Genomic DNA, 21,507 nt, shown 5'->3' with positions numbered 1-21,507 from the left:
AAATTGAGAAAGGGCAGACAGGACAAGGGTTTGAGATTAAAAAGACCCCAAAATCGCAAAAGTTTTTTACGAGGTTAGGGTCAGTTTGCAAATGTTTTTTTCAATAAAATGATTATTTTGGGGTTTACAATTTTTATATAAGTTGTGCCACACACTCCACTTATGTAGAGTACTGACTGTAGTTTAATAAAAAGAAAACATCCGAAAGTAATTAATAGAATAACTAGCTGGCTTTTCTTAATTTAGAATCATCTTTACGCTCTTGAACTTTACTTTCACCAATTGGTAGAATGATTTTGCCGTATACTTCATTTAACACTTGTGCCATAGCCGCATAGATTGCTGTAAAACCGCAAAGAATCCCTTCATATCCAGCTATAGTTAAAATCAAGCTAGATCCTGTGAAATTCCCAATCGCCAATAAGAAAAATAGAATCGTAAGTGTTCCAAAAACAACTTGAAGGGCCTTATTAATACGCAAAGTTCCAACAAACATGAATAACGTGAAAAGTCCCCACATAAATAAATAAGCGGCCATTGATAAAGAACTGGCTGCTTCACCATATCCCATTAATGGAATCATATTTAATGCAACCAATGATAACCAGAAGAAGCCATAGGACGTAAATGCTGTCGTTCCAAATGTATTGTTTTTCTTGAATTCCATGATGCCCGCAATTACTTGTGCTAAGCCACCATAAAATATTCCCATTCCTAAAATCATTGCATCCAATGCAAAAAATCCTGCATTATGAATGTTCAACAAGATTGTTGTCATACCAAATCCCATTAAACCAAGTGGAGCAGGGTTAGCTGTTATCTCTTTGATGTTTGTAACTGTCTTCTCCAATATTGTCACTCCAAACTGTATTAACAAACTAGCTTGTATTATAGGCACGGCGCTGCTGTTATGTCAACTGTACTTGGAACACAACCAATTCTTTCATTTTTTGTACAGTTATTACCACATAGGAATAACTCATATCTTGCCTCCAGGTTAGGTTGTATAATAGACTTTTACCTAATTGTTATACGCCCAAGTAAATATCATTCAATAATCTCATTTCATTAAGAAGGGGCAGACTTCAATTTAGCCCAAAAATCGAATTACATCTTTAATAAAAAAATAACTTTCAAGATAGAAAAAGTAGCCAAAATCTAGTAAGATATCCACATGTGACATTAGATAAGGAGTTAAAAAAATGAGCGTATTAAACGTACAAAATTTAAGCCACGGTTTCGGTGATCGTGCGATTTTTAATAATGTGTCTTTTCGACTTTTAAAAGGAGAGCACGTTGGACTAGTTGGGGCAAATGGTGAGGGTAAGTCTACTTTCATGAATATTGTTACTGGGAAGTTGCAACCCGACGAGGGGAAAGTGGAGTGGTCACGAAAAGTTCGTGTTGGTTATTTAGATCAGCATGCTGTACTTCAAAAAGGTACTACGATGCGTGAGGCTTTGAGTACTGCTTTTCAATATCTTTTTGATGCTGAATCAGAAATCAATGACCTTTATGCAAAAATGGGTGATGAAGGTGCTGATATCGATGCATTACTTGCAGAAGTTGGAGAGCTACAAGAAACGTTAGATAGTAATGATTTCTATCAAATTAATGCAAAAGTTGAGGAAGTTGCTCGTGGTCTAGGATTAGACGATGTTGGACTCGATCGAGATGTAGATGATCTTAGCGGTGGGCAACGTACGAAAGTTTTACTAGCTAAGCTTTTGCTAGAAAAGCCTGAAATCCTATTACTAGACGAGCCTACGAACTATTTGGATGAACAGCATATCGAATGGTTGAAGCGCTATTTACAGGAATATGAGAATGCATTTATCTTGATTTCACATGATATTCCATTCTTGAACAATGTTGTTAACTTGATCTATCATATGGAAAACCAAGAGTTAAATCGCTATGTTGGTGACTATGATAACTTCCTAAATATTTATGAAATGAAGAAACAGCAGCTAGAGTCTGCTTACAAACGTCAACAACAAGAAATTGCGAATTTGAAGGATTTCGTTGCTCGTAACAAGGCAAGTGTGGCGACTCGTAATATGGCGATGTCTCGTCAAAAGAAGCTCGACAAAATGGAAGTTATTGAATTGGGGAGAGAGAAGCCGAAACCAGAGTTTATTTTCAAAGAAGCTCGTGCTGCTAGTCGTTGGATTTTCACGGCTGAAGATCTTGTTATTGGTTACAATGAACCACTTTCTCGCCCTCTGAATTTGAAAATGGAACGTGGACAAAAAATTGCATTCGTGGGTGCAAACGGTATTGGTAAGTCTACTCTTTTAAAAAGTATTCTTGGGTTGATTGATCCCATTTCGGGTAAAGTGGAACGTGGGGAGTATCAACACGTCGGTTACTTCGAGCAGGAAGTTAAACAGTCCAACTACAACACTTGTATTGAAGAGATTTGGAGCGAGTTCCCAAGTATGAATCAAGCTGAAGTCCGAGCTGCTCTTGCAAAATGTGGATTAACAACGAAACATATTGAAAGTAAAGTTGAAGTCCTTTCTGGTGGCGAAAAAGCCAAAGTTCGATTGTGTAAAATTTTAAACACAGAAACGAATTTATTAATTCTAGACGAACCTACCAATCACTTGGATGTGGATGCAAAAGAAGAATTGAAGCGTGCATTAAAGGCATATCGCGGAAGTATCTTAATGGTATCCCACGAACCTGATTTCTATCGTGAAATTGCGACTGATATTTGGAATTGTGAGGATTGGACTACGAAAGTGTTTTAAATAAAGATTAAGGGGTACCCAATGAGTAAAATTCTACTTGGGTACCCCTTTTATTAATATTAATAAATATCACTTCTATTAAAAATTGTTAAACAGTTTTGCCTAACAATTAAATACGCAATAATGCGCCATTAGGCTTTGGTAACTCTTGATCTGTTATCTGATTCATTTTACAAAAATGTTCAAAAAATTGTTGTGCCAGCTCTCGTTCCTCGGGGTCACTTTTCAACGAAACTATATCAAGCAAAATTTGAGCCATCCATAAATTATCAAAATAACGATATTTACCTGTATTCCATGTCATTTTGTGAGGGGATTTTTCATTTACATAATATTTCCAGAATGACATCTGATCCGATTCCTGTTCTGTAAGTTGAAGTCTGTATTTTGAATGAGCAGGAATAGATCCATCTTCACAAAGCCTACCGATAAAATCTTCATTCACCATATAGACACCTATGATACGTCTGTCTTTTTCAGGCATGCTGGAATCTATTGCTGTTAACAGGACAGCGCTATTTTGGTGCAAGCGGGTGGGTTTGTTTGGCTTCCCCTTGTTATTACCACTTTTTATTACGCCTGAAAAAACCTTCCACTCTGAAAAAGAACTATTCTGTTCTTCTGTGTCACACCAAAAAACCATTTGTGATTCGGGATGAAGTTTATGATTTTTCATAAGTTTTTCATGTTCCAAGCGAAGTTCCTGGGTTTTTTGTTGTAGTTCTTTTGCCTCTTCCTTCTTCAACTCTTCCTCTTTTCGTTCCATTTCCTTTTTTTGTATAATTTTCTCAAGTGTATTAGCAACACTTTTATTATGTAGTTTTAGGTGCTTTCCAAATACATCGGGGAAAACAAACTTTTTATTTTCCGATGCGAAATTTATTTCAATACTAGAATCATTATGTTTAACTATACTACCCATTCCAAAACGCTCGTGTGTAACTTTCTCATTGATTAGATTCATTCTTCTAGTCCTCCTTGTAGAATAAAAACTCGGTTACCATTAGATGATAAGCTGATAAATTATTCAACTAACTTCCTTTAAAGCTCACATAACTGTTTGAATTTTTCTTCTGTTTAAAAACGGGTATTAAAAAAACGTATCCATAATTCTATCTGCAAAAAAATACAGCAAAATTCAGAATACGATTGAAAAAACAATTGTAACACTATTATAACATTTTTTGAAAAAATTACAAATTTCTTATTGACAACATATTTTATTGTGAGGTAAAATATAGTTTTATTTTCTATACTTCCAATTAGATACGCAATAAAGGCCACGAAAAAGTCGCAAAACAGTGCCTGTCACGACCTGGAGTATAGCGATTCTTGTTGATAAAACACGTAAGGAACTATAAAGGGTTACACAAAAACGGCCCAGTTTTTTAACAAGGCCGAATAGTATATCCTATTTTTTTATAACAAGCTGTGTTACAGACTCCACGTGTGCAGACTGCATGTGGCAACACATGAGGTGCTGTTGTTTACCATACCCAAAATTAAAAAAAATAGAGAAATTCCCTCCTGGCTTAACTAATATGTTTTAATTCCTTAATCATTTCTAACAAATTCTCCGATTCAATATCCTTTGCTAACATTTGCTGGATAGGCTCCACAATTTGTTTAAAAGGCAGAGGATCAATTTGGTATATTTCTGCTCCATCTTGTAAAGCTATTTCCTTATACAAAGCTTCCTGTTCAAATAATGCTTGTCTTTCCTCTTCAACAGCTGCTTTAACTGCTTCCATGAGGACTTTTTTCTGTTGTCTTGATAAAGCGGTATACTTCTTTCCATTCATTAATAATAAACGAGTTGTAAAATCGTGACCCGTCTCCGTGATATATTTTCCATTATCTGTTTTATGATGGTTCTGTTCAACAAAATAAGGATATGCATTCTCTGCAAAGTCAATTGTTTTTTGTTGTAGTCCTTGATAGATTTCACCCCAAGCCATAGAGGTCGTAATGGCACCGATTTTTGTTAAATATTCAGCCGCAACACCTGATGTTTGTGTTCGTACGGTCATTCCTTTTAAATCTTCTAATCCAACAATAGGTTTCTTCCCATAGTAATGCCTTACACCTGCTGACAAGTAACCTAAGACGTGAAAGCTATTCTTTGATTTTCGTTTAATTAGAGAAGAAATGTAACGTCCAACTTTACCATCAACCGCTCTCTCCCAATGTTCATAGCTGTCAAAAAGATAAGGTAAAGTCAAGAGATCAAGTTCATTAATCCCTGTCCTTGATACCACATTTGGTGCAACGACAACCACATCAATGGCTCCATTTTTAAGCTTGGTTAATAATTCAACTTCACCTGTTCCAAGTGTTCCAGGATGAATTTCAACTTGAAGCATATCTTTTGATGCTTTTTCGACTTCCTCTTTCAATTTTAGCATTCCTAATTGATAAGGATTTTCAAGAGAGGTTTGATTATGTGCAACCGTAATTTTAAGTTTTTCTCTCTTAGATTGACCGACTCCCTGGAAGAGTTTTTCATAAAGTCTTCTTTCCCTCTGTTGCTGACTAAGCATTGGGTTAGGCTTCCAAAAATTCTTATCTTTTGTTATATTTGTAAAGTAATCTCCAATTGATTCTTGATAATCATTAAAAAATTCGATAGAACGACTTATTTTAAGGCACGCATGTGCATACTTTACTTTAAATTCTTCCTTATACATATCAAGACTATTACGTTGGATATACCGATCTTTATCAAGAATAAAATTATTAAAATGATTGATTTCCTCTAAATAATGTATCACCTCAACATAGACATGACCGTCTAATTTTGCTGCCACTGGTAAAAGTTTATTACTATATGTATTTTTTAACTCCTTAAGAGTTTCATGTTTTATTCCTCCTACTTCAGGCTGTTCAAGCATAGGACCAATAATAGATTTAAATTCAGAAAAGAAGTTTGCACTTTCTATTTTTACATTATTAATGGCTTCAATTTTTTGAGGAAAAGATTGAATAAATTCATTTTCTAAGCTTTTGTCAAATGCCTTCCTATATGAATTATCAGAATGTCTTATGGTTAAGGACACCCCAACAAGTGTTAAAATTCCTCCTAAAATTGAACCAAAATATGCTAACGTATCTGGTTCAGCAAACTTTAGATTAAGCGCCTTAATGAATGTCATCGGAATGATTGGAAAAACAATTAAGGTAATAATAACTAGAAGGTTAGTAGGTCGAAATAATTCTGTCAGCTTCTTCATGATGATAAATCCTCAACTTTCAATAAATTTCAATGATTAGTATACTACCTCTATTATTGATTGAGAATCTGTTTTTTAGATTTAAATCTATTAAACTGAAATTAATATTCGTTGCCTTCCTTTTTTATCAACTTTTAGTTCTTTTGATGGGGAGTATTTAAGAAACATCAACAGCGATTCAAATTATATTAAACTAAAATTACAACAATTGAGGTCAATCTGTTTATTCTAATAAAATGCACCAAAATATTCTTCTGAAATTTTAAAGCTTTCCAATTACATATGACAAAATCAAAAAAGACATACTAGCCAAGGGGAGAGCAAGTAAAAACCCCAATTTCGAAAATAAATTTTAACGAAATTGAGGTTGGTTTAACTAGACAGTTTATATATGTTTTACAATTTTAAAATGAGTTGTGACACACACTCCACATGGCTTGAGTAGTGATCGCAGACATCAAAAGATGTAGTGGTGTTTACCTTAAAACAAAATGTAAATTATTATTTAATTTAGTGAGTATACAAACATAAACTTAATAACTTGAACTTTCAGAGAACTGTATATGCTGAACTTTTTCGTTATTTATGAAAGGTGACATAAAACTATACACTTGAATATCATCTTTTTTATATTCATTCTTTTTAATAAATAACTTTAAAAATTCTATATCATGTGTTGAAATAATTAACTGTTTCTTTATATAACTTAATATGTCACAAATAGAATACTGGTTAACGTCATCCATATTTTGAATTGGGTCATCGATAGCCACAAAGTCAAGAGTATGTGTTTTTTGCCCCTCATTTATAGCAAGGAATACTGATATTGCTAGAACATTTAACTGTCCTGAACTCAAAACGTTTTTAGCATTACTAACAAATTTATCTTTTAAATTTTTTTCAAATATAACCTTTATATTTAAATTTTCATCTTCACCATCGAATAATAAATTACTATTTGATGGAATAGGATTTAGGTATCTAAAATATCTTTGAATTGGTGAGTTAATTGTATTTAGAAAATCTTTGACTTCATTACCAAATTCATTAGTCCTGTGATTTATATGCTCTTCTAAAGCCTCTATAACTCTAATTAATTCATTTTTCTTCAAAGCAAGTTTAGAACTTCTTTCGGAAATAGTTTTTATTTGATTTTCTATATCACTATTCATTTTTAAAGCTAAAAGCAATTCGTTAAGATTTGATAGAATATTAATCTTACCTTCTAAATCTTTAACATTATCTAGTGCCTTCAAGAATATTTCGTTTAAATCATGATTATATTGATTAACATTAATAAATTCTCTAGTTCGTATATCCACTAGATTTAGTTCTTGAGTTGCCAATTTTAAATCTTTAATAAGTTTGCTATTTCGGGTAATATAATTTGAAATACGATATTTTGCCCTAATAAACCTATCTAATGAATTATTTACATTAGCTTCTTTTCTCTCTCTATGAATGTTTTGCTTTTTTTTCACATCTCTTTTTTCTATGTCCCTTAAGCTTTCATAAAGTCCTTCTAAAACTAAAAATGATTCTGCCCCTTTTTGCTGTATATTTATTTTGTCTCGTATATCATATAAATTATCTTTTAACTCTTCTTCTGAATAACTTTCAAAATATTTATCATACAAAGAGTTTCTCTTGTAATTATTAGATTCTTCACTTAATCTTTGCAATAATAGATTATTATTTTTTACTCTTGATAATAGTCTATTGAGGTCTTCACTAAATAGCTGAACTCTATTTTCTAACTTTTTCTTTAGATTCATTAATCTTTCAACATACTTAGTGTCTTCCTCAATTTTAGTATTTAAAAATTCAATATTATGCTCAATACAATTTTCAAGTTTATCTTCTGGCACTGATGAACAAACTGGACATCTATTTAAATTATTTGTTTTTACGTAGTCCTGAATATCTCTTATATTCCTTATTAAATTTAACAATAGTTTATTTTTATTATCATCTATGCTGCTATCCAGTTTCATTTTTATTTCTTGATATTTAGCTTTTCGGTTTTTAATATGATTTTTTTTATTTTCTAGTTTTTCATTTTCAATTCCTATTTCCATCATCTTAAGCTCATTTAAGGATAAAGTTTGTCTAATAGATATTTGATACTCTATTTTAGAAGCTTTGTCCCTTAATAGATTCAATCTCTTATTTATTTCCTCTAAATTATTTTCTTTTAAATCAAGCTCAAACAAAATACTTTCGTGTTCTTTAACCCTGGACCTTATTACATTATAATTACTTAGATTATTCTTTTCTTTTTCTAAGCTTTCTAAATGGTCTTCAATTCTTTTTAGTAATTCCTTACTTTTATTTACTTTTATTTCTAGCTCATTCTGCCAATTTTGGTTATAGGTAATTTGTGATTTTATATTATTTATAGATTTAAATTTATCTAATTCTAACTTTCGATAGATTTTTATAAAATTTTCATTCCTATTTTTTTCTTCAATCAAATTACTTTGCATTTCTTTACTTTTAGCTTCAAGATTATCTTCCAAATTTTCAAACCCTAATTGGTAGAGCTTTGAATTTATTTCATAAATATCAACAACATGCTTTGCCTCATTTTTACTTTTTATAGACTCATCAAATTGTTTAAGCTGATTTTCATATTTTTTGTCCTCTGTTTTAAGGGCGGATAAGATATTTTTGGCATTATCTGATTCATTTATCATCGACTTAAGGCCCATTATATTTGCCAATGCTCGATACCTTTCTCCAGAATCCTCACTTGTAACAAAGTCAGTAACTTGATCTTGAGAAAGAATATATGTTTTTTTTATTAATTGTCCATACACTCCTTTCGCGAAATTTATGTCATTAAAATATTGGGATTTTAGACGCTCCTCTATATTTTCCTGTCCCCTATGTAACTGTCCGCTCTTTTCAATTAATTTAACTTGTGTTTTTCCAATCTCTCCATTGGTAACATTAAATGATCTTGTTAGCTTATTCCCTCCAAATTCAATACATACAGAAACTTGAAAGCTATCAAAATTACAATTTCTATTTATAATATCTCTCTTTATTTCAGCCTCTGTTCCATCAAATCGATCTATTTTATTAGTAAAACACCATTCTATAGCATCAAAAAAAGTACTTTTACCAAAACCGTTATTACCATATAGTATGGTAATTTGTTTTGAAAGATCAAAGGAAATTTCACCGTCATAGTTTTTGAAATTACTTATTGTTAAATTATTAATTCTCATATCGTTCTTCCACCAAATCAATTATCATTTTTACTGATCTTTCTATTTCATTTTTACTTAATTTGTTATGGTATCCATTATGTGAAGTAATAAACTCATATACTTTCTGTAAGTAAAAGTTATGTTCCTGATTTTCTTTTATTTTCCCTACACTATTTCCAGCTTCTTCTGATATGTTATCAAGAAATGGAATTCTATTAAGGTCTATTTCATTTCTCAAAACATACTTTCTTAGAGAGGTAGTGTTTCTTTCAATCAAAAAGAAAGTTTCATACTCTATGGGTTCATCTATACAAAAGAATAAATATGTATTACTAGTATTTACTCCTTCATTTAGCATAATGTTCCTAATTTTATTTGAATAAGAACTAATATTAATTAATTCTTCATTAGTATGTATTTTTTTCATCACTACATGATTAACAGAGGTTCTATAGATTACTGCACCTAAACCTTGTATTTCATCTAATTCATAGGGTTCAAATCCAATATCAATTAGACGGTTATTTGTATAATTAAAAATATCCACTAATTAGTTCCTCCTTGGTAAATCTCCCAAATTCTTTTTAAGTTTTCCTGAATATCAGTTTTTTGATCCAAAGAATCAAGAAAGTCTGCTTTTAACATTTCGCCAGGAATTATATTAGCTTTTAACGGCACTTTATTTAACTTGGCTTCACTTTGAAACCCTTGAGTTCCCAATATAACCCCTTGATTTATATCCCACTTTTCTGACACTTCGAATTCTCTATCATTATAGTTTTGAAGAACAACAGATAAATCTTTATCAAGTAGAAACAGTTGTTCTTGTAAATCTGCAGTTTGAATAATCGATTCTAATTTTTGTAAACCGAATGCTAAATTTCTTTTCTTCTCTAAACTTAAGAATGAAAAAACTTTTTCAGTATTTTTGCATTGTTTCAAGAGAATCCCATTATTATTTGAAAATTGAAGGAAAGAATCTCTTCCAATAATTAATATCAATATTACACAAAAAAGATCTTGTAGTTTGGTCTCTCGTTTCGAATCACTTAATCTAGAATAGATCGACGTTCGGGTAGTACCATCAATATAACGCTCAATTACCTGTCTTATGTTTCCTCCATTAGATATCCATTCCAATAAGTAATCTTTATAGGTATAAATTTTATCTTTAATAAATTCAATATGAATGGATTCATATTCATCTAACTCTTCAATTAATAATTCAATTACCCTATTTGTTATACGTATACTATCATGTTTATTAGCTGCTGAGCTTGCTGCGGCAATACTTTTATTACGAATTTCACCTAATATATCTTCGACAGAATCTCTAGTAATTAATAGTATTTCTGGATTACTTTTGTATGTACATTTATTACACAGAAGTCCAATTAACATATGAAGATCTTCTACCTGCATTGTAATACCCGGTCCAATGTCTTTAAATAACAAGCTATTTAGTTTCATACATAAATGATGTTGGAATAATTCAATATCACTTAAACTTAGACCCGTATGAATATAGAATCTGCTTAAAAGCTGATTTACTGATTCACCACAGTTCTCAAAATAGGAATATGGAGACCCTTCTTTATCACATACCTGTTCAGAAATTTTATTAACTAAATGGTCACTAGTTGGAATTTCCTTGTTGTAGAATTTATTACCGGTATAAATATCAAAGTTATAAGTGCTTGTTTTTATAAAATGATAACTAGCATATAATTGAAACTCTGTCTTAAAACCAGCAGAAGATTGTGCATACTCAGCATTACTTAATAATTTGTCTACCCAACTATTATTTCTTCTAAATGATCTCCCGTCTTTATCTTTCAAGCTCCTGCTGTACAAGCCGGAAGCTGGACTTGCAGTGACATCGACTTTCACTTTTTCACTGGTTTTCACCTGGATAAACCTTAAATGATTTTCCTTCCCAACAACAACATCATCATGATGTTCCATAATAACAAAGTCCCATTTTCCCGCTAACATTTCTATTATATATTCTATTGTTACCAAGAATTGGTAATAGAAACCCGAAATTGCAGTTAATCCTCCCATTTCTTCCGGAGGGATACTGGTCAAATAATTTGCAATTTCTTCACTATTTTTGTTTTTTATTTCAGTATCCAACAAATGTTGCCGAACATCATCCTTATCAAAATCATTACTTATATAGTGCTCTAATATTTGCTCTCTCGTATCCACTGTAATCTCCTTAAGATAAATCTAGCTTCTTTACTATGATACTACAATTTTTTACAAATTTTTCTTACAAATGCTTTCTATTATTTTTCTTGCTGGTTAGTAAATCATATAATTTTCCATTAACCGCTCTTTTTTTCTTTCACTAATTCAGATTCATAATAAAAATTTCATTACTTGAAAAAGAAAAAGCGATCCTTCCTTTTTGAAGCATCGCATCCGTTAGTTCATTTAAGAAAGAAAATGTATCAGTGAGCCCTGTCAGACTAAGGATAGTTATTCTACATTTAATGCTTCTTGTTCTAACTTACAATTATTATCAAGCATATACTTAACTACGTTATGATATTGTCCATCAACCAACTTCAGGAGTCTTTTCTTATCGTTTTCTGTTAGCTTTTTGGTGTATTTTCTATATGCTTCTAAAGTCTCTATTTCCATTTTATAAGGTATAAAATCTATCCCTGTATCGTGCTTTAAATGCTCTAAAATTTTAAAACCTCCAGCATCAATATCACCAAAATGAAAAAAAGCTTTCTGTGAATTTTGTTGGTGTAATTTTTTAATAAATTCTCGTCTTACTGAGTTGTGATATCCACCAAGATAAATAGCAAACATTTCTTTATCACTGAATGTGTGAAAGCTTGTTAGATTTTCAATGGTAATAACAGCTTTACCTGTAATATCAATTTTATCGATATCTGAAAGCATAATGGATGAGACTGCAAGATCACCCCTAAAATTAGTTAAGTCAAGCCTCTGTTCCTTGATAAAAATACTTCCTGGACCTTTAAAGTTAACATAAGTGGGGTTTTTAATAATATTTAAATTCCCTAAAACCTTATCTTTCTCAGGAAAGTCCCCGTACTCATATATTAGATTTACCACCTTGCCTGCTATTCTCTCGAATACTTTAGAATCTTTGAAAACTTTAACAGAAAAATCTCTTACAAATGTCTCGGTGTCAACCTTTAATAATTCATCAACTGCTAATAATATGTTTTCTAATTCAAGCAAATCATCATTGAAAAACTGTATGGATTTATTTGAATCAATTCTCTCGTTTTGGGATGTGCAATATAGATTTAGTATCTGATTTCTTTCCTTATAGTTTGCCAATATTTCCAGGATTGAGTTATTGATATCTTTCTTCTCTTGTCTACCGACATATTTATATATCTCAGCCAGTTTATCAACATTCAAAGTAACAGTACTATATACATGAGCAGAATTCGCTTTTGCAATAACAAATGATTTTTTAACAAGAGTATCAATAGAGTCATTAAGGGCCTCAAATAGCTCATATTCCGAGTGATCATTATATTTAGGAAAGAGAGAAGGAATTTTTATAGTAAATCTTTGATTAACTTTATTATCCCCGGTAAAACTTTTACTTTTCTCATATTTATCTATTAACCTATTAATAATTTCTTTCTCAAAATTGCTAATCATAGGTCATACTCCTCAATTATAGATGTACTTCCTTCTCTCATTGCCATTAAAATAGTATTTACTTTCTCACCTATTATTTCGATTTTTGCAGGTGGTGTCGCCAATATAATTTGAAAGTTTTGGTTATTAAAGAAGTCCATCATAGAACTAATCCGATTATCATCCATTTTGTCGAACGCTTCATCCAACATAATAATCCTAATAGTGTCCCCAAGCTTATAAAGCTGTACAAAAGACGCTGCTATTGCAACATAATACGGTGTTTGGGTCTCACCACCGCTCTTTTCACCATAGATTTTAGAAAAACGCTGTACCGTACCATCTTTTTTCTCAACAACAATATCATAATCTAAATAACTGCGGTAATCAGTGTACTCTGCTAGTACTTTTTCTCCCTTATCGTCATATGCAGTCAATTTACCAAACAAATCTTCCATTTCTTCCTTGTATTCCTCTTCGAAGGAATTGGACCATAAGGTATAACCTTCATTATTTTCCTTCGAAGTAATCATCCGATATATACTTTCTTTCTTTTTATTATACGTAATTTCAAACTTATAACTATCTTCGCCATAGTATATATCTTTAAGTGAAGTATTTAGATACTTGAATTCTAATTTTGCATTTTCAATGTTTTCTTTCAACCTCGCTAAAAATGATTCTCTGAATTCCAATTCGCAATTTTCTTTAGCTCTCTTTAAATCTTCTTCATATTTAATGATGTCTGATGCTACCAACTTATGATGTTCCTGAATATATTCATTGATTTGGTCATTTCCAGTACCTAGATCACAGTCATATTTACTACAGTAGCTGCTTTGGAGCTTAATCAGCTCGGTACAAAACTCATATTTCTTATTTTCCAAACCAACCTTAAGTGGTGTAAAATTATGAACAATAGTCGCTGGAGATTTGATTTTTACTTGTTCATTAAACTTATTAATCCCTTGTAAAGTAATTTCAGTGTCTTCATCACACAATAAATGGAAATTACGCTCAAGAACTGATATTAAACTTTTGATTTGTTGTATGTTGGTTGTGTTTATATCTAGTGTCTTTTCTGTTTCGGTAACGCTCTTAATTGATGAAGTATGATCTTTATCCTTTTTCTCTACAGCTTTTCTACATTCTTCAATCTGCATTTGTATCTCGATAAAACTAGGATTCGCTTCTGCTTTTTTCAGCTGTAATTCTTCTCTTACGATCAACTCTTTATACTCTTCTAATCGTCTAGGAGCATCAATATTTTCTTCTAAGACATCCATTTTACACTGATTTACTTTTTCAATTATTTGCTCACAAACAATCCCTTTGTTTTCTGCTGTCTTTATGTCCTCATTAAGAGTCTTCAGCTCAGTTTCCCTATTTTTAAGCTGAATTTCATACGCATGAGCGCCTATAAATGGTGTACGATAAATACGCTCATCAATTTTCCGAACAGCGAAGTTTTGATAAAGCATACAATCGGATGTTATTGATACTTTGTTATTTTTTAAGTCCTCTATATGATCACAACGAGTTACTCGATTAAGTAAGTAAATCGCATATGCTTTTGCATAACGATTATCACTTTTTACAAGATAGGCTAAAGAATCTTTTTCCGCTACGGCATTAATATCTAGTTTTCCTGTGTTTACAAGCCCCACAGTATGAACTTCTTTTTTTATTTTATTATAAACCGTTAATGCAACTAGATAATGCTGAGGTTCAACAATTATATAAAACCTCTGACTGTTTAAGTAACCTTCCACAGCATTTTGCCACTTGCTATCTGTAATCTCCAGTAAGTCAGAAAATATCCTTACTTCACCACTTATTCCTTGATTAATAAATTCCTTTTCAATTGCGGTTTTCAGTTTTATCGTATTTTCTGGGTATGTCAATTTCTTATTTTTAAGATTCTTTATTTCCTTTTCTAAATTAAGCTTTTGAGCTTTATATTCTTTAAGTAACTCTTTGATTCTAAAATTTTCAGAACTATAATCTTCATATAACTGCTTAAAATCTTTTTTTAGTTTATAGATAATTTCAGCTTTCGCTTCTGTATTTGTATCAACAGACTCTAACCTTAATAATTCTTCTTTTGCGATTATAAAAACTTCATGTTTATTTAGTAAGATTAAGGCATCAATTACTTTGCTTAACATGGTTTTAAGCTTATTCACCGCTTTTACTTCATTTCCCTTATCTTTCTGTAACATTTGAATTCTATGCTCTGTATCTTTGATAAGTTGTGTTGTTTCATTTTGTCCAAGCGCTATTTGTAAATTAGTTAACCTGTCCCGCTCATTTTCAAGACTTGTTTTAAGAGCCTTTTCTGCCTCACGTTCATTATTTAGCCTTTGAATTAAGGTATGATTTCTTTTTTCCAGTTCTGACCACTCTAGCTTTTTTGCTTCAATCTCAGCTTTTTTTATTAATATATCATTGGTCTTTATCTCACGATCTTTTGAAACAATGTCTTCATTTTTTGATAGAATCATCTCTAGCTCTGATATCTTTTCCTTCGTTGAATCCATCAAATCTTCGAGTTCTTTTAATGCGGATATATTATTTCTCAAAGTTTCGACTTCTATTGTTTTTTCTGGGAGTATGAATTTATTAATAAAATCTTTAACATTATCCATTGGTTTAAATGCTAATGATTTAGGTATCATCTCAAAGAACCTATTCTCTAAATTTCCTAATCTTTGCCCAAACCTTGCTTTGGCTTCTGATATCTGAGAAATAAGCTGTATTTTTTTATCATTTCTTCTGAACTCCTCTGTAATAGATGGTCTTCCTCCAGTCAAGAATGATAATTCCTCAAGCTTACATTCTTCTCTAAACCATTTTGTCGTCAGTTTACTTTCCTCATCAGGAGAATCTATTTTAACACCTAAAGTAAAATATTTACTTGTTTTTTCCTCATAGAATTCTAGTGCAACATATGTAATTACGCTGCCACTTCTGACATAGTTACTACCTTCAATTCCTGTTTTACAACGGACATAGCCCTTTAAATCACGACTGCTTTTCTCATTTGCAGCTGTATTAAACTTACGTGTATTCGTAGTTAAAACTAATTGAATTGCATCTAAGATTGTTGATTTTCCTGCCGTATTTTCACCACTGACTAAAAATGAGCCATTGACACTAATGGTTTCATTCACAAAGTAATGCCAATTAACTAATCTAATCCTGCATAGTTTCTTCATCATCATTCTGCTCACCATTCATGTATTTATTTAGTTTTTCATTTATAGCATCATAAAGAAGGGTTAAATTATCATTAGGCACAGCAAATAATACGGACGGATAAAGCTTTATTCTTGCATCAGACATCGTAACATCACTGTCAAGATTTGAAACGATATTAAATCTCTTAAACAGTCTAATTGTATCTCTAAACACTGTTTTATCTATGTTTGTTTTGGCTTCAACTTTGAGCATATTATACTTTTCGTGTATTTCATCTGATAAAACGATTACTTCCTCATTAAGAGTTAATTCCTTCCGTTTTTCGATATATAATAGCCTCAAGATTAGTAAAATAATACTTTCAATTTTCCTTAGTCTTATCCTCCCAGTGCCAGCAACATTAGTAAGGGCAACAACCCCTTGCATCTCATTAATTTCAATTTTGTAACCTAGTAAATCAAAGTATTCTATGAAAAGCTCTCTATTCTGGACAATAAAAATATAATCATTTCGTGTATCGTCTTTTTTCTTAAGGATAAAGCAATGATTGAGAAGTTTATTAGCAGTCGTTCTAAACTTTTCTTTTTGTATGACACTTTCTTTTAATATTTCCATTCTTACTATTCACACCTCTCAATCACAAAATCTGAGAATCGAAAATCATTAACAGTAATAACCTCATTAGTTTGGGTTGTTTTATACATAGATTTTTTGTCTTTTCCATAGAGACTTATAAAAATTATCCGTATTAAATCTCTCTTAGTATCTAAAGGAAGAGTAGAAGCAAGTACCGCTTGTTTATCCTTTAATAATTCTTCAATATATGTATTAATATTTATTCTAGAAAATCTATTCTTATTTTTTTCATGTAAAGCAAGTTTCCGTCGTTCTCGCTCATCTTCCGAAATCCCCAGCGTAGGGCTAAGTTCTTGTGGCATAGACATTTTCCTTGAAATAGGAACTACATATAGCGAGTCACTATCGATAAATCCTTGTGGGAATATATTAAACACCTCAAGGAGCGTGTCATCCACCTCATCATATAGGTTTATGTTTTCATCACGATTAAATTCATTAGATAAATACGCTAGTATCTTTGAAATCTTACCTTCTGCATTATTTGTATTAGTCAACAGGAACTTTGCTCTTGCCACAGCACTTCCTATGTATTTAGCATTTTTGTTGTCTATTTCAGAAATGATATCATCATAATTTCTAAATGCCGAAATAACATTTAGTATCTTTCCTCGCAATGAATCTTCTGCATCTGCTTTTTTTTCTACTTGCTCTATTTCCATATAGCCTAGTACCGCACGCTCGAAAATATTTTTATCGTTTAATATGTTGTAAAGACTCTCAATTATTGACGTTCTAAAATGTGATATATTATCACTTGTTTTAATACGATGATAGGCTTTAGATCCGATATCTTTATGATATACAAAGAAATCCTGTACAATTTCCCCAGCCGTCTTTTCATTTGTAATAGCATCAATATATTTCTTAATATTGGTATTTAGTTTCTTTAGACCCGTTATTAATTCTTCCGTATTTTCTACTACACGTTTTATAATATATTCATAGGGCTTCACATAGGCTTCTTTATTCAAAAGGGTGGCATGTATTTGAGATACTAGGCTCTGATATTCCATTTCTTCATTCTTTAATATCTTGTTGAAAGATTCAATCATAGTAGCAGCATAATCAAACAAATTTATCTTTACCCTATAGTCATTGGAAACCTCATATTCTATCCAACCACTGTCCTTTAAATCACGTAAAATTGCATTTGCTTTTGCTCTGGAATCTTTAGCAACCTCTACGTTATCGTCAAATATCATATCCTCACTTGATTGATTTTCAAAATAACTTTCTAGTTCTGCAAGTATAACTTCTTTATCAACACCAAACGACAATTCAGTTTTATAAGTATTGTAGATTAGCCGGATACAATCAATATAAGTTGCTTTATATTTACTAGTTAGCGGTTTAAAAAAATCTTCAGAAATTATGTTAAATAAATTTATGATAATCACCTCATCGAAACTAGGAGAGAAACTGTTCTGACACAACCTCTACAATTCCATCATATACCAATTCCTTATTGTAGGTCTAGCGAACTATTTAAATCGTACAGGCACTGAGGTTTTATATTTCTCTGTGTGAAAATTGTACAATTTAGAAATAGGTGAGTTAGGCGAGTCTTCCTCTTTAATGGGTAATTTATATAGTCGAAGGTTAAGGTATACAAAGAAAATATTCCTATTTACAAAATACAAAAATAGTAAAATATAACTAAAATCACCTAGGAGTAGCGATTAGTTATGGGTAATTTTTATGAATATATGGTTCACCCCTAACTCAAGTATTACTTTTGCTCATCAAGGAGACACAGACTCCGCAATGTCATGAGTGTATTTGGCAACACATGGGGTGCTGGTGAGTTTTAAAAAAGTTGGGCATGACTGACGTTAATAATTTTTGACTATTATCCATAAAAACTATTATTCTTGTTTAACATTCCATTTGCGTTACATATAAAATGTGGTAGAATACATACAAAAATTTTCTTAAGGGTGATGTATTTGTCAATCGAATCATTTTTCGTCGTTCCTGGCGATAATCACGAAATTCAAGATCGTGTTTTCACAGATGTAAAATATGCAAAGTACCGTGTCTATGTGGCTATGGCTTTTTTAGAAGATAATAAATTGATTGAAGCAATTAAACAGACAAAGGCACCTACAAAACTTGTTTTGAATGCACAATCAATCGTAGATGCTATGACTCGGCAGTATAGACCCTTAGATATTTATAAATCTTTAGGGGATAAATCAGTTTTCATATCAGAACTTGGCACCAAAAGTACTGCGGGTAATTCAAAAAAAACGCATATGCACCATAAGTTTGTTATTGTAGATGATATCTTGTGGATTGGATCGTACAATTTTACTAATGCAGCAGACAGCAGACACTGGGAGAATATGCTTCGTATACGGGACCCGCAATTAGTGCGACGCTTCCTAAAAGAATTTATGCGAATGTATCTACTTGGTAAGGCACTTGAAGGTAAGGTGCATAAAGGAAAGCCACTTCTAGAGCACGATAGATGTACAGAATGTGATGAACAAATTCTTGATCCTTTCAGTCATTATTGCGTGATTGTAAAGCATCAGCGTTATCTCTATTTAAGAGAAGATCTTAAATATATTCAAAATATCAATTTATCCTACGATATTAAGTGTGGAATTGAACTTTTAATTTGTGATGATGAAATATACGGTAATCACAAGTGTGAAATATGTATGGAAGTTATACCTCAGGATGAACTGATACCTGTTTATTTTTACAGAAATGAAGATGGAGATGAAACTCAGACAGAAAAAAACCATCCCTCTCTCCATCGTTTTTGCTCAATTTGCTACGAGAGAGGTATCGCAGACCCTGAAGCATTTGAATAGCAAAAAGTTTTACATATGTTGTTTTGCTAAGGCGTTATCACTTCTGTAGGACCCTGGGTTGAGTCATTAACCACTGGAGTGTTGGTGGAAGCCTTTATCGCCGTACTGGGCAAACAGGACGGCTTGATAACCGAATTTGACGAACGGCTCTGGGTTACCCTCGTGGACTTCGCCACAGTCTACAGCGAAACCGGTACGGTTCACTTTCAAGAACTTCAAAGAGATAACTGCTTAATCAAAAAGCAAGTGAAAAGCGGATGCTTTGTCGGCATCCGTTTTGCGGTTTGTAGATTATACTTTTTAGAGAGCATCTTCCAACTCTTCTTCAGAGTAGCCGAAAGTGTAATCTTCATCTTTTCCATTTGAAGCCCAGATTTGAGCGGCATCATAAACGCTTAAAGATTCGCTTTCGTCTAAATCGTCGTCATCATCTAAACCATATCTGCAATTTGTGCAGTACATCTCACTGAAAACGTATTTCTTAGTTAGAGGTTCTCCGCATTGTGGACAAGGTGGAGTCTCACCAGTATATGCGTTTTCTTCTTCCCAACTTTTCCTTTTAGAAATATCTAATAATCCCATGTGGATACCCTCCCTCTTTAATTAGCCTCAATCGCTTCATCGGTTTCGCCATCGGGTTCTTGCATTACTTCATTTTCAGTAGCTGCTTGGGTAACATCGTAATTCTTTATGCCTTGTATAAGTTCCTTTTTGGCTGATTCAACTTCTGCGGTTGAGATGGCTTTTTTCTGAGCCAAGTAGTCAATTATTTTTCGCACACCGACTGTAAGGGCAATGCCTCCGGCAAAAGCAACACCAACCCAAGGAAGAATCTTTTTTTCTCCGGACTTAACCAGTAGTTCGACAAGTTTTTCGGGACCACCGCTATCCTTTGCCATTTTAGATAGTTCTGCGTAATTCCATGCCATAGTTTTCTGCTACTTTGATAATTTTATAGTAGCCGTTAATGTCCGCATTCGCTATAATCATTATAGACATTAATGTCCGCATCATCAATAAGACAGACTGCGGTATTTTTGGCAAAAATGTCCGCAAATCGGGAGGAGAAGGTAATGGGAAACAAAACGGCTTGGAAAGTACCCGTCAACAAAGAGCGTTTTATTGAAGTGCTAAAACATAGAAACTGTAGTATTAGGAAACTCGGCGAAGCCTATGAGGAAATCGAACGTACAGAAAAAACAATACGTCGGTGTTTAGATGATGGGGAAATGCCGCCGGATTTGCTGGATAGGATTGCGAAATATCTTGATGTTCATCCAGACTATCTGTCAGGTGCATATAATGAAAAAGCTGACAAAATTGAAAATGAATATTTACTCGCTCTTACTCGTTCTTTCATAAAACCAGAAAAATATCCGTACCTCTTAAAAGCAAAAAGCGATATAGGTTATAAAACATACTTTGAGAATATACTTACCATGAACGATATCACAATGGAGCTATTCCAAACGCTTCCACCGGAGGAGCGTATAGTGTTCCGTCAAGAAATGGTTGTAGCGATTTTACGAGTCATTGCTAAACATTTTTCACATGATTCGTTAGGCAATAATTTAGCGGAAGAACTATCTTATTGTGAATCTTTTGTTGGGGATTTCGACCCATTCTCATATTTTGCAGGGTTAGAAGGCATTGGATTATCAGAGGAAGAACTTGACGGATTAATTGATGATGATAACTCCATGACTGATTCTGAGCGACGTTTGCATGATAAATATACAAGATTAGAGCAAGGGTAAGATCAACAGGCGAACGAAAATCCCACGTTAGCGGTTTCAATCGCTCTCGTGGGACTTTGTGTTTCCAGCGGTTTAATGATTAAACCTCATTTACTTTTGATAAAGTTAGCTATATTAATAAAGTTAATAAACTACCATACTGATACTTCTTTTTACAATTAGGGATAATGGATAAGTCTATATAAAAATATAGAATTTCCAGCTAGGAAAACTCTTTAACCTACACAAATATACTATGAATAGCATTT

General features: G+C 32.3%; 15 protein-coding genes. 3 read left to right on the top strand and 12 right to left on the bottom strand.

Translation table 11 applies throughout. From position 1 onward, the window contains the following. Nucleotides 1–223: 223 nt before the first annotated feature. Nucleotides 224–850: an acetate uptake transporter gene (locus tag J2Y03_RS17205; RefSeq protein ID WP_310196068.1), complete on the bottom strand. Its 627-nt coding sequence runs from the start codon at nucleotides 848–850 to the stop codon at nucleotides 224–226. Nucleotides 851–1,202: 352 nt separating this feature from the next. On the opposite strand from J2Y03_RS17205, the gene J2Y03_RS17200 reads away from it, so the two are divergent. Beyond that, complete coding sequence (locus tag J2Y03_RS17200) at nucleotides 1,203–2,756, top strand: ABC-F family ATP-binding cassette domain-containing protein (RefSeq protein ID WP_310196066.1); 1,554 nt, start codon at nucleotides 1,203–1,205, stop codon at nucleotides 2,754–2,756. 109 nt (nucleotides 2,757–2,865) lie between these two features. Here J2Y03_RS17200 and J2Y03_RS17195 read toward each other — a convergent pair whose 3' ends face one another. From J2Y03_RS17195 to J2Y03_RS17155, 9 genes are all read right to left on the bottom strand, one after another. Beyond that, nucleotides 2,866–3,720: a malate synthase gene (locus tag J2Y03_RS17195; RefSeq protein WP_310196064.1), complete on the bottom strand. Its 855-nt coding sequence runs from the start codon at nucleotides 3,718–3,720 to the stop codon at nucleotides 2,866–2,868. A 568-nt stretch (nucleotides 3,721–4,288) separates the two neighbouring features. Then, the gene (locus J2Y03_RS17190) at nucleotides 4,289–5,986 is read right to left on the bottom strand and encodes a TRAP transporter substrate-binding protein (RefSeq protein ID WP_310196063.1); all 1,698 of its coding nucleotides are present in this window, start codon (nucleotides 5,984–5,986) and stop codon (nucleotides 4,289–4,291) included. 533 nt (nucleotides 5,987–6,519) lie between these two features. Continuing rightward, nucleotides 6,520–9,219: an AAA family ATPase gene (locus J2Y03_RS17185; protein ID WP_310196061.1), complete on the bottom strand. Its 2,700-nt coding sequence runs from the start codon at nucleotides 9,217–9,219 to the stop codon at nucleotides 6,520–6,522. Next, complete coding sequence (locus tag J2Y03_RS17180) at nucleotides 9,209–9,748, bottom strand: ABC-three component system middle component 1 (protein WP_310196059.1); 540 nt, start codon at nucleotides 9,746–9,748, stop codon at nucleotides 9,209–9,211. Before J2Y03_RS17180 ends, J2Y03_RS17185 begins: the two co-directional genes overlap by 11 nt. Next, nucleotides 9,748–11,412 (bottom strand): dsDNA nuclease domain-containing protein, encoded by a 1,665-nt coding sequence (locus J2Y03_RS17175; protein WP_310196057.1) that lies wholly within the window; start codon nucleotides 11,410–11,412, stop codon nucleotides 9,748–9,750. The genes J2Y03_RS17180 and J2Y03_RS17175 overlap by 1 nt, the downstream gene beginning before the upstream one ends. Nucleotides 11,413–11,685: 273 nt before the next feature. Continuing rightward, a complete protein-coding gene (locus tag J2Y03_RS17170; protein ID WP_310196056.1) occupies nucleotides 11,686–12,861 on the bottom strand; it encodes a Wadjet anti-phage system protein JetD domain-containing protein in 1,176 nt (391 codons plus the stop codon). Then, on the bottom strand, nucleotides 12,858–16,061 hold the full coding sequence (locus J2Y03_RS17165; RefSeq protein ID WP_310196055.1) for an ATP-binding protein: 3,204 nt from the start codon (nucleotides 16,059–16,061) through the stop codon (nucleotides 12,858–12,860). Before J2Y03_RS17165 ends, J2Y03_RS17170 begins: the two co-directional genes overlap by 4 nt. Further along, nucleotides 16,036–16,656: a DUF4194 domain-containing protein gene (locus J2Y03_RS17160; protein ID WP_310196053.1), complete on the bottom strand. Its 621-nt coding sequence runs from the start codon at nucleotides 16,654–16,656 to the stop codon at nucleotides 16,036–16,038. The genes J2Y03_RS17165 and J2Y03_RS17160 overlap by 26 nt, the downstream gene beginning before the upstream one ends. 5 nt (nucleotides 16,657–16,661) lie before the next feature. Next, entirely contained in the window at nucleotides 16,662–18,077 is a 1,416-nt protein-coding gene (locus J2Y03_RS17155) for a Wadjet anti-phage system protein JetA family protein (RefSeq protein WP_310196052.1), read from the bottom strand. A 549-nt stretch (nucleotides 18,078–18,626) separates the two neighbouring features. Between J2Y03_RS17155 and J2Y03_RS17150 the strand changes: the two genes are divergently transcribed. Then, nucleotides 18,627–19,502, top strand: a complete 876-nt coding sequence (locus J2Y03_RS17150) for a phospholipase D-like domain-containing protein (RefSeq protein WP_310196051.1) — start codon at nucleotides 18,627–18,629, stop codon at nucleotides 19,500–19,502. Nucleotides 19,503–19,802: 300 nt separating this feature from the next. On the opposite strand, the gene J2Y03_RS17145 is transcribed toward J2Y03_RS17150, so the two are convergent. Beyond that, complete coding sequence (locus J2Y03_RS17145) at nucleotides 19,803–20,084, bottom strand: hypothetical protein (RefSeq protein ID WP_310196049.1); 282 nt, start codon at nucleotides 20,082–20,084, stop codon at nucleotides 19,803–19,805. A gap of 17 nt (nucleotides 20,085–20,101) precedes the next feature. Continuing rightward, nucleotides 20,102–20,431, bottom strand: a complete 330-nt coding sequence (locus J2Y03_RS17140; RefSeq protein ID WP_310196047.1) for a hypothetical protein — start codon at nucleotides 20,429–20,431, stop codon at nucleotides 20,102–20,104. Nucleotides 20,432–20,575: 144 nt separating this feature from the next. On the opposite strand from J2Y03_RS17140, the gene J2Y03_RS17135 reads away from it, so the two are divergent. After that, nucleotides 20,576–21,259 (top strand): hypothetical protein, encoded by a 684-nt coding sequence (locus tag J2Y03_RS17135; protein ID WP_310196046.1) that lies wholly within the window; start codon nucleotides 20,576–20,578, stop codon nucleotides 21,257–21,259. Nucleotides 21,260–21,507 lie beyond the last annotated feature (248 nt).

It is taken from the genome of Neobacillus niacini (genome assembly GCF_031457145.1).
Classification (GTDB): domain Bacteria; phylum Bacillota; class Bacilli; order Bacillales; family Cytobacillaceae; genus Neobacillus; species Neobacillus niacini_J.
This window is presented reverse-complemented; position numbering and strand designations above follow the sequence as displayed.

Coding starts and splice junctions, on each gene's coding strand:
- J2Y03_RS17140 (WP_310196047.1), bottom strand. CDS start 20,431: ATGGCATGGAATTACGCAGAACTATCTAAAATGGCAAAGGATAGCGGT.
- J2Y03_RS17195 (WP_310196064.1), bottom strand. CDS start 3,720: ATGAATCTAATCAATGAGAAAGTTACACACGAGCGTTTTGGAATGGGT.
- J2Y03_RS17190 (WP_310196063.1), bottom strand. CDS start 5,986: ATGAAGAAGCTGACAGAATTATTTCGACCTACTAACCTTCTAGTTATT.
- J2Y03_RS17160 (WP_310196053.1), bottom strand. CDS start 16,656: ATGGAAATATTAAAAGAAAGTGTCATACAAAAAGAAAAGTTTAGAACG.
- J2Y03_RS17145 (WP_310196049.1), bottom strand. CDS start 20,084: ATGGGATTATTAGATATTTCTAAAAGGAAAAGTTGGGAAGAAGAAAAC.
- J2Y03_RS17135 (WP_310196046.1), top strand. CDS start 20,576: ATGGGAAACAAAACGGCTTGGAAAGTACCCGTCAACAAAGAGCGTTTT.
- J2Y03_RS17170 (WP_310196056.1), bottom strand. CDS start 12,861: ATGATTAGCAATTTTGAGAAAGAAATTATTAATAGGTTAATAGATAAA.
- J2Y03_RS17185 (WP_310196061.1), bottom strand. CDS start 9,219: ATGAGAATTAATAATTTAACAATAAGTAATTTCAAAAACTATGACGGT.
- J2Y03_RS17165 (WP_310196055.1), bottom strand. CDS start 16,061: ATGATGAAGAAACTATGCAGGATTAGATTAGTTAATTGGCATTACTTT.
- J2Y03_RS17200 (WP_310196066.1), top strand. CDS start 1,203: ATGAGCGTATTAAACGTACAAAATTTAAGCCACGGTTTCGGTGATCGT.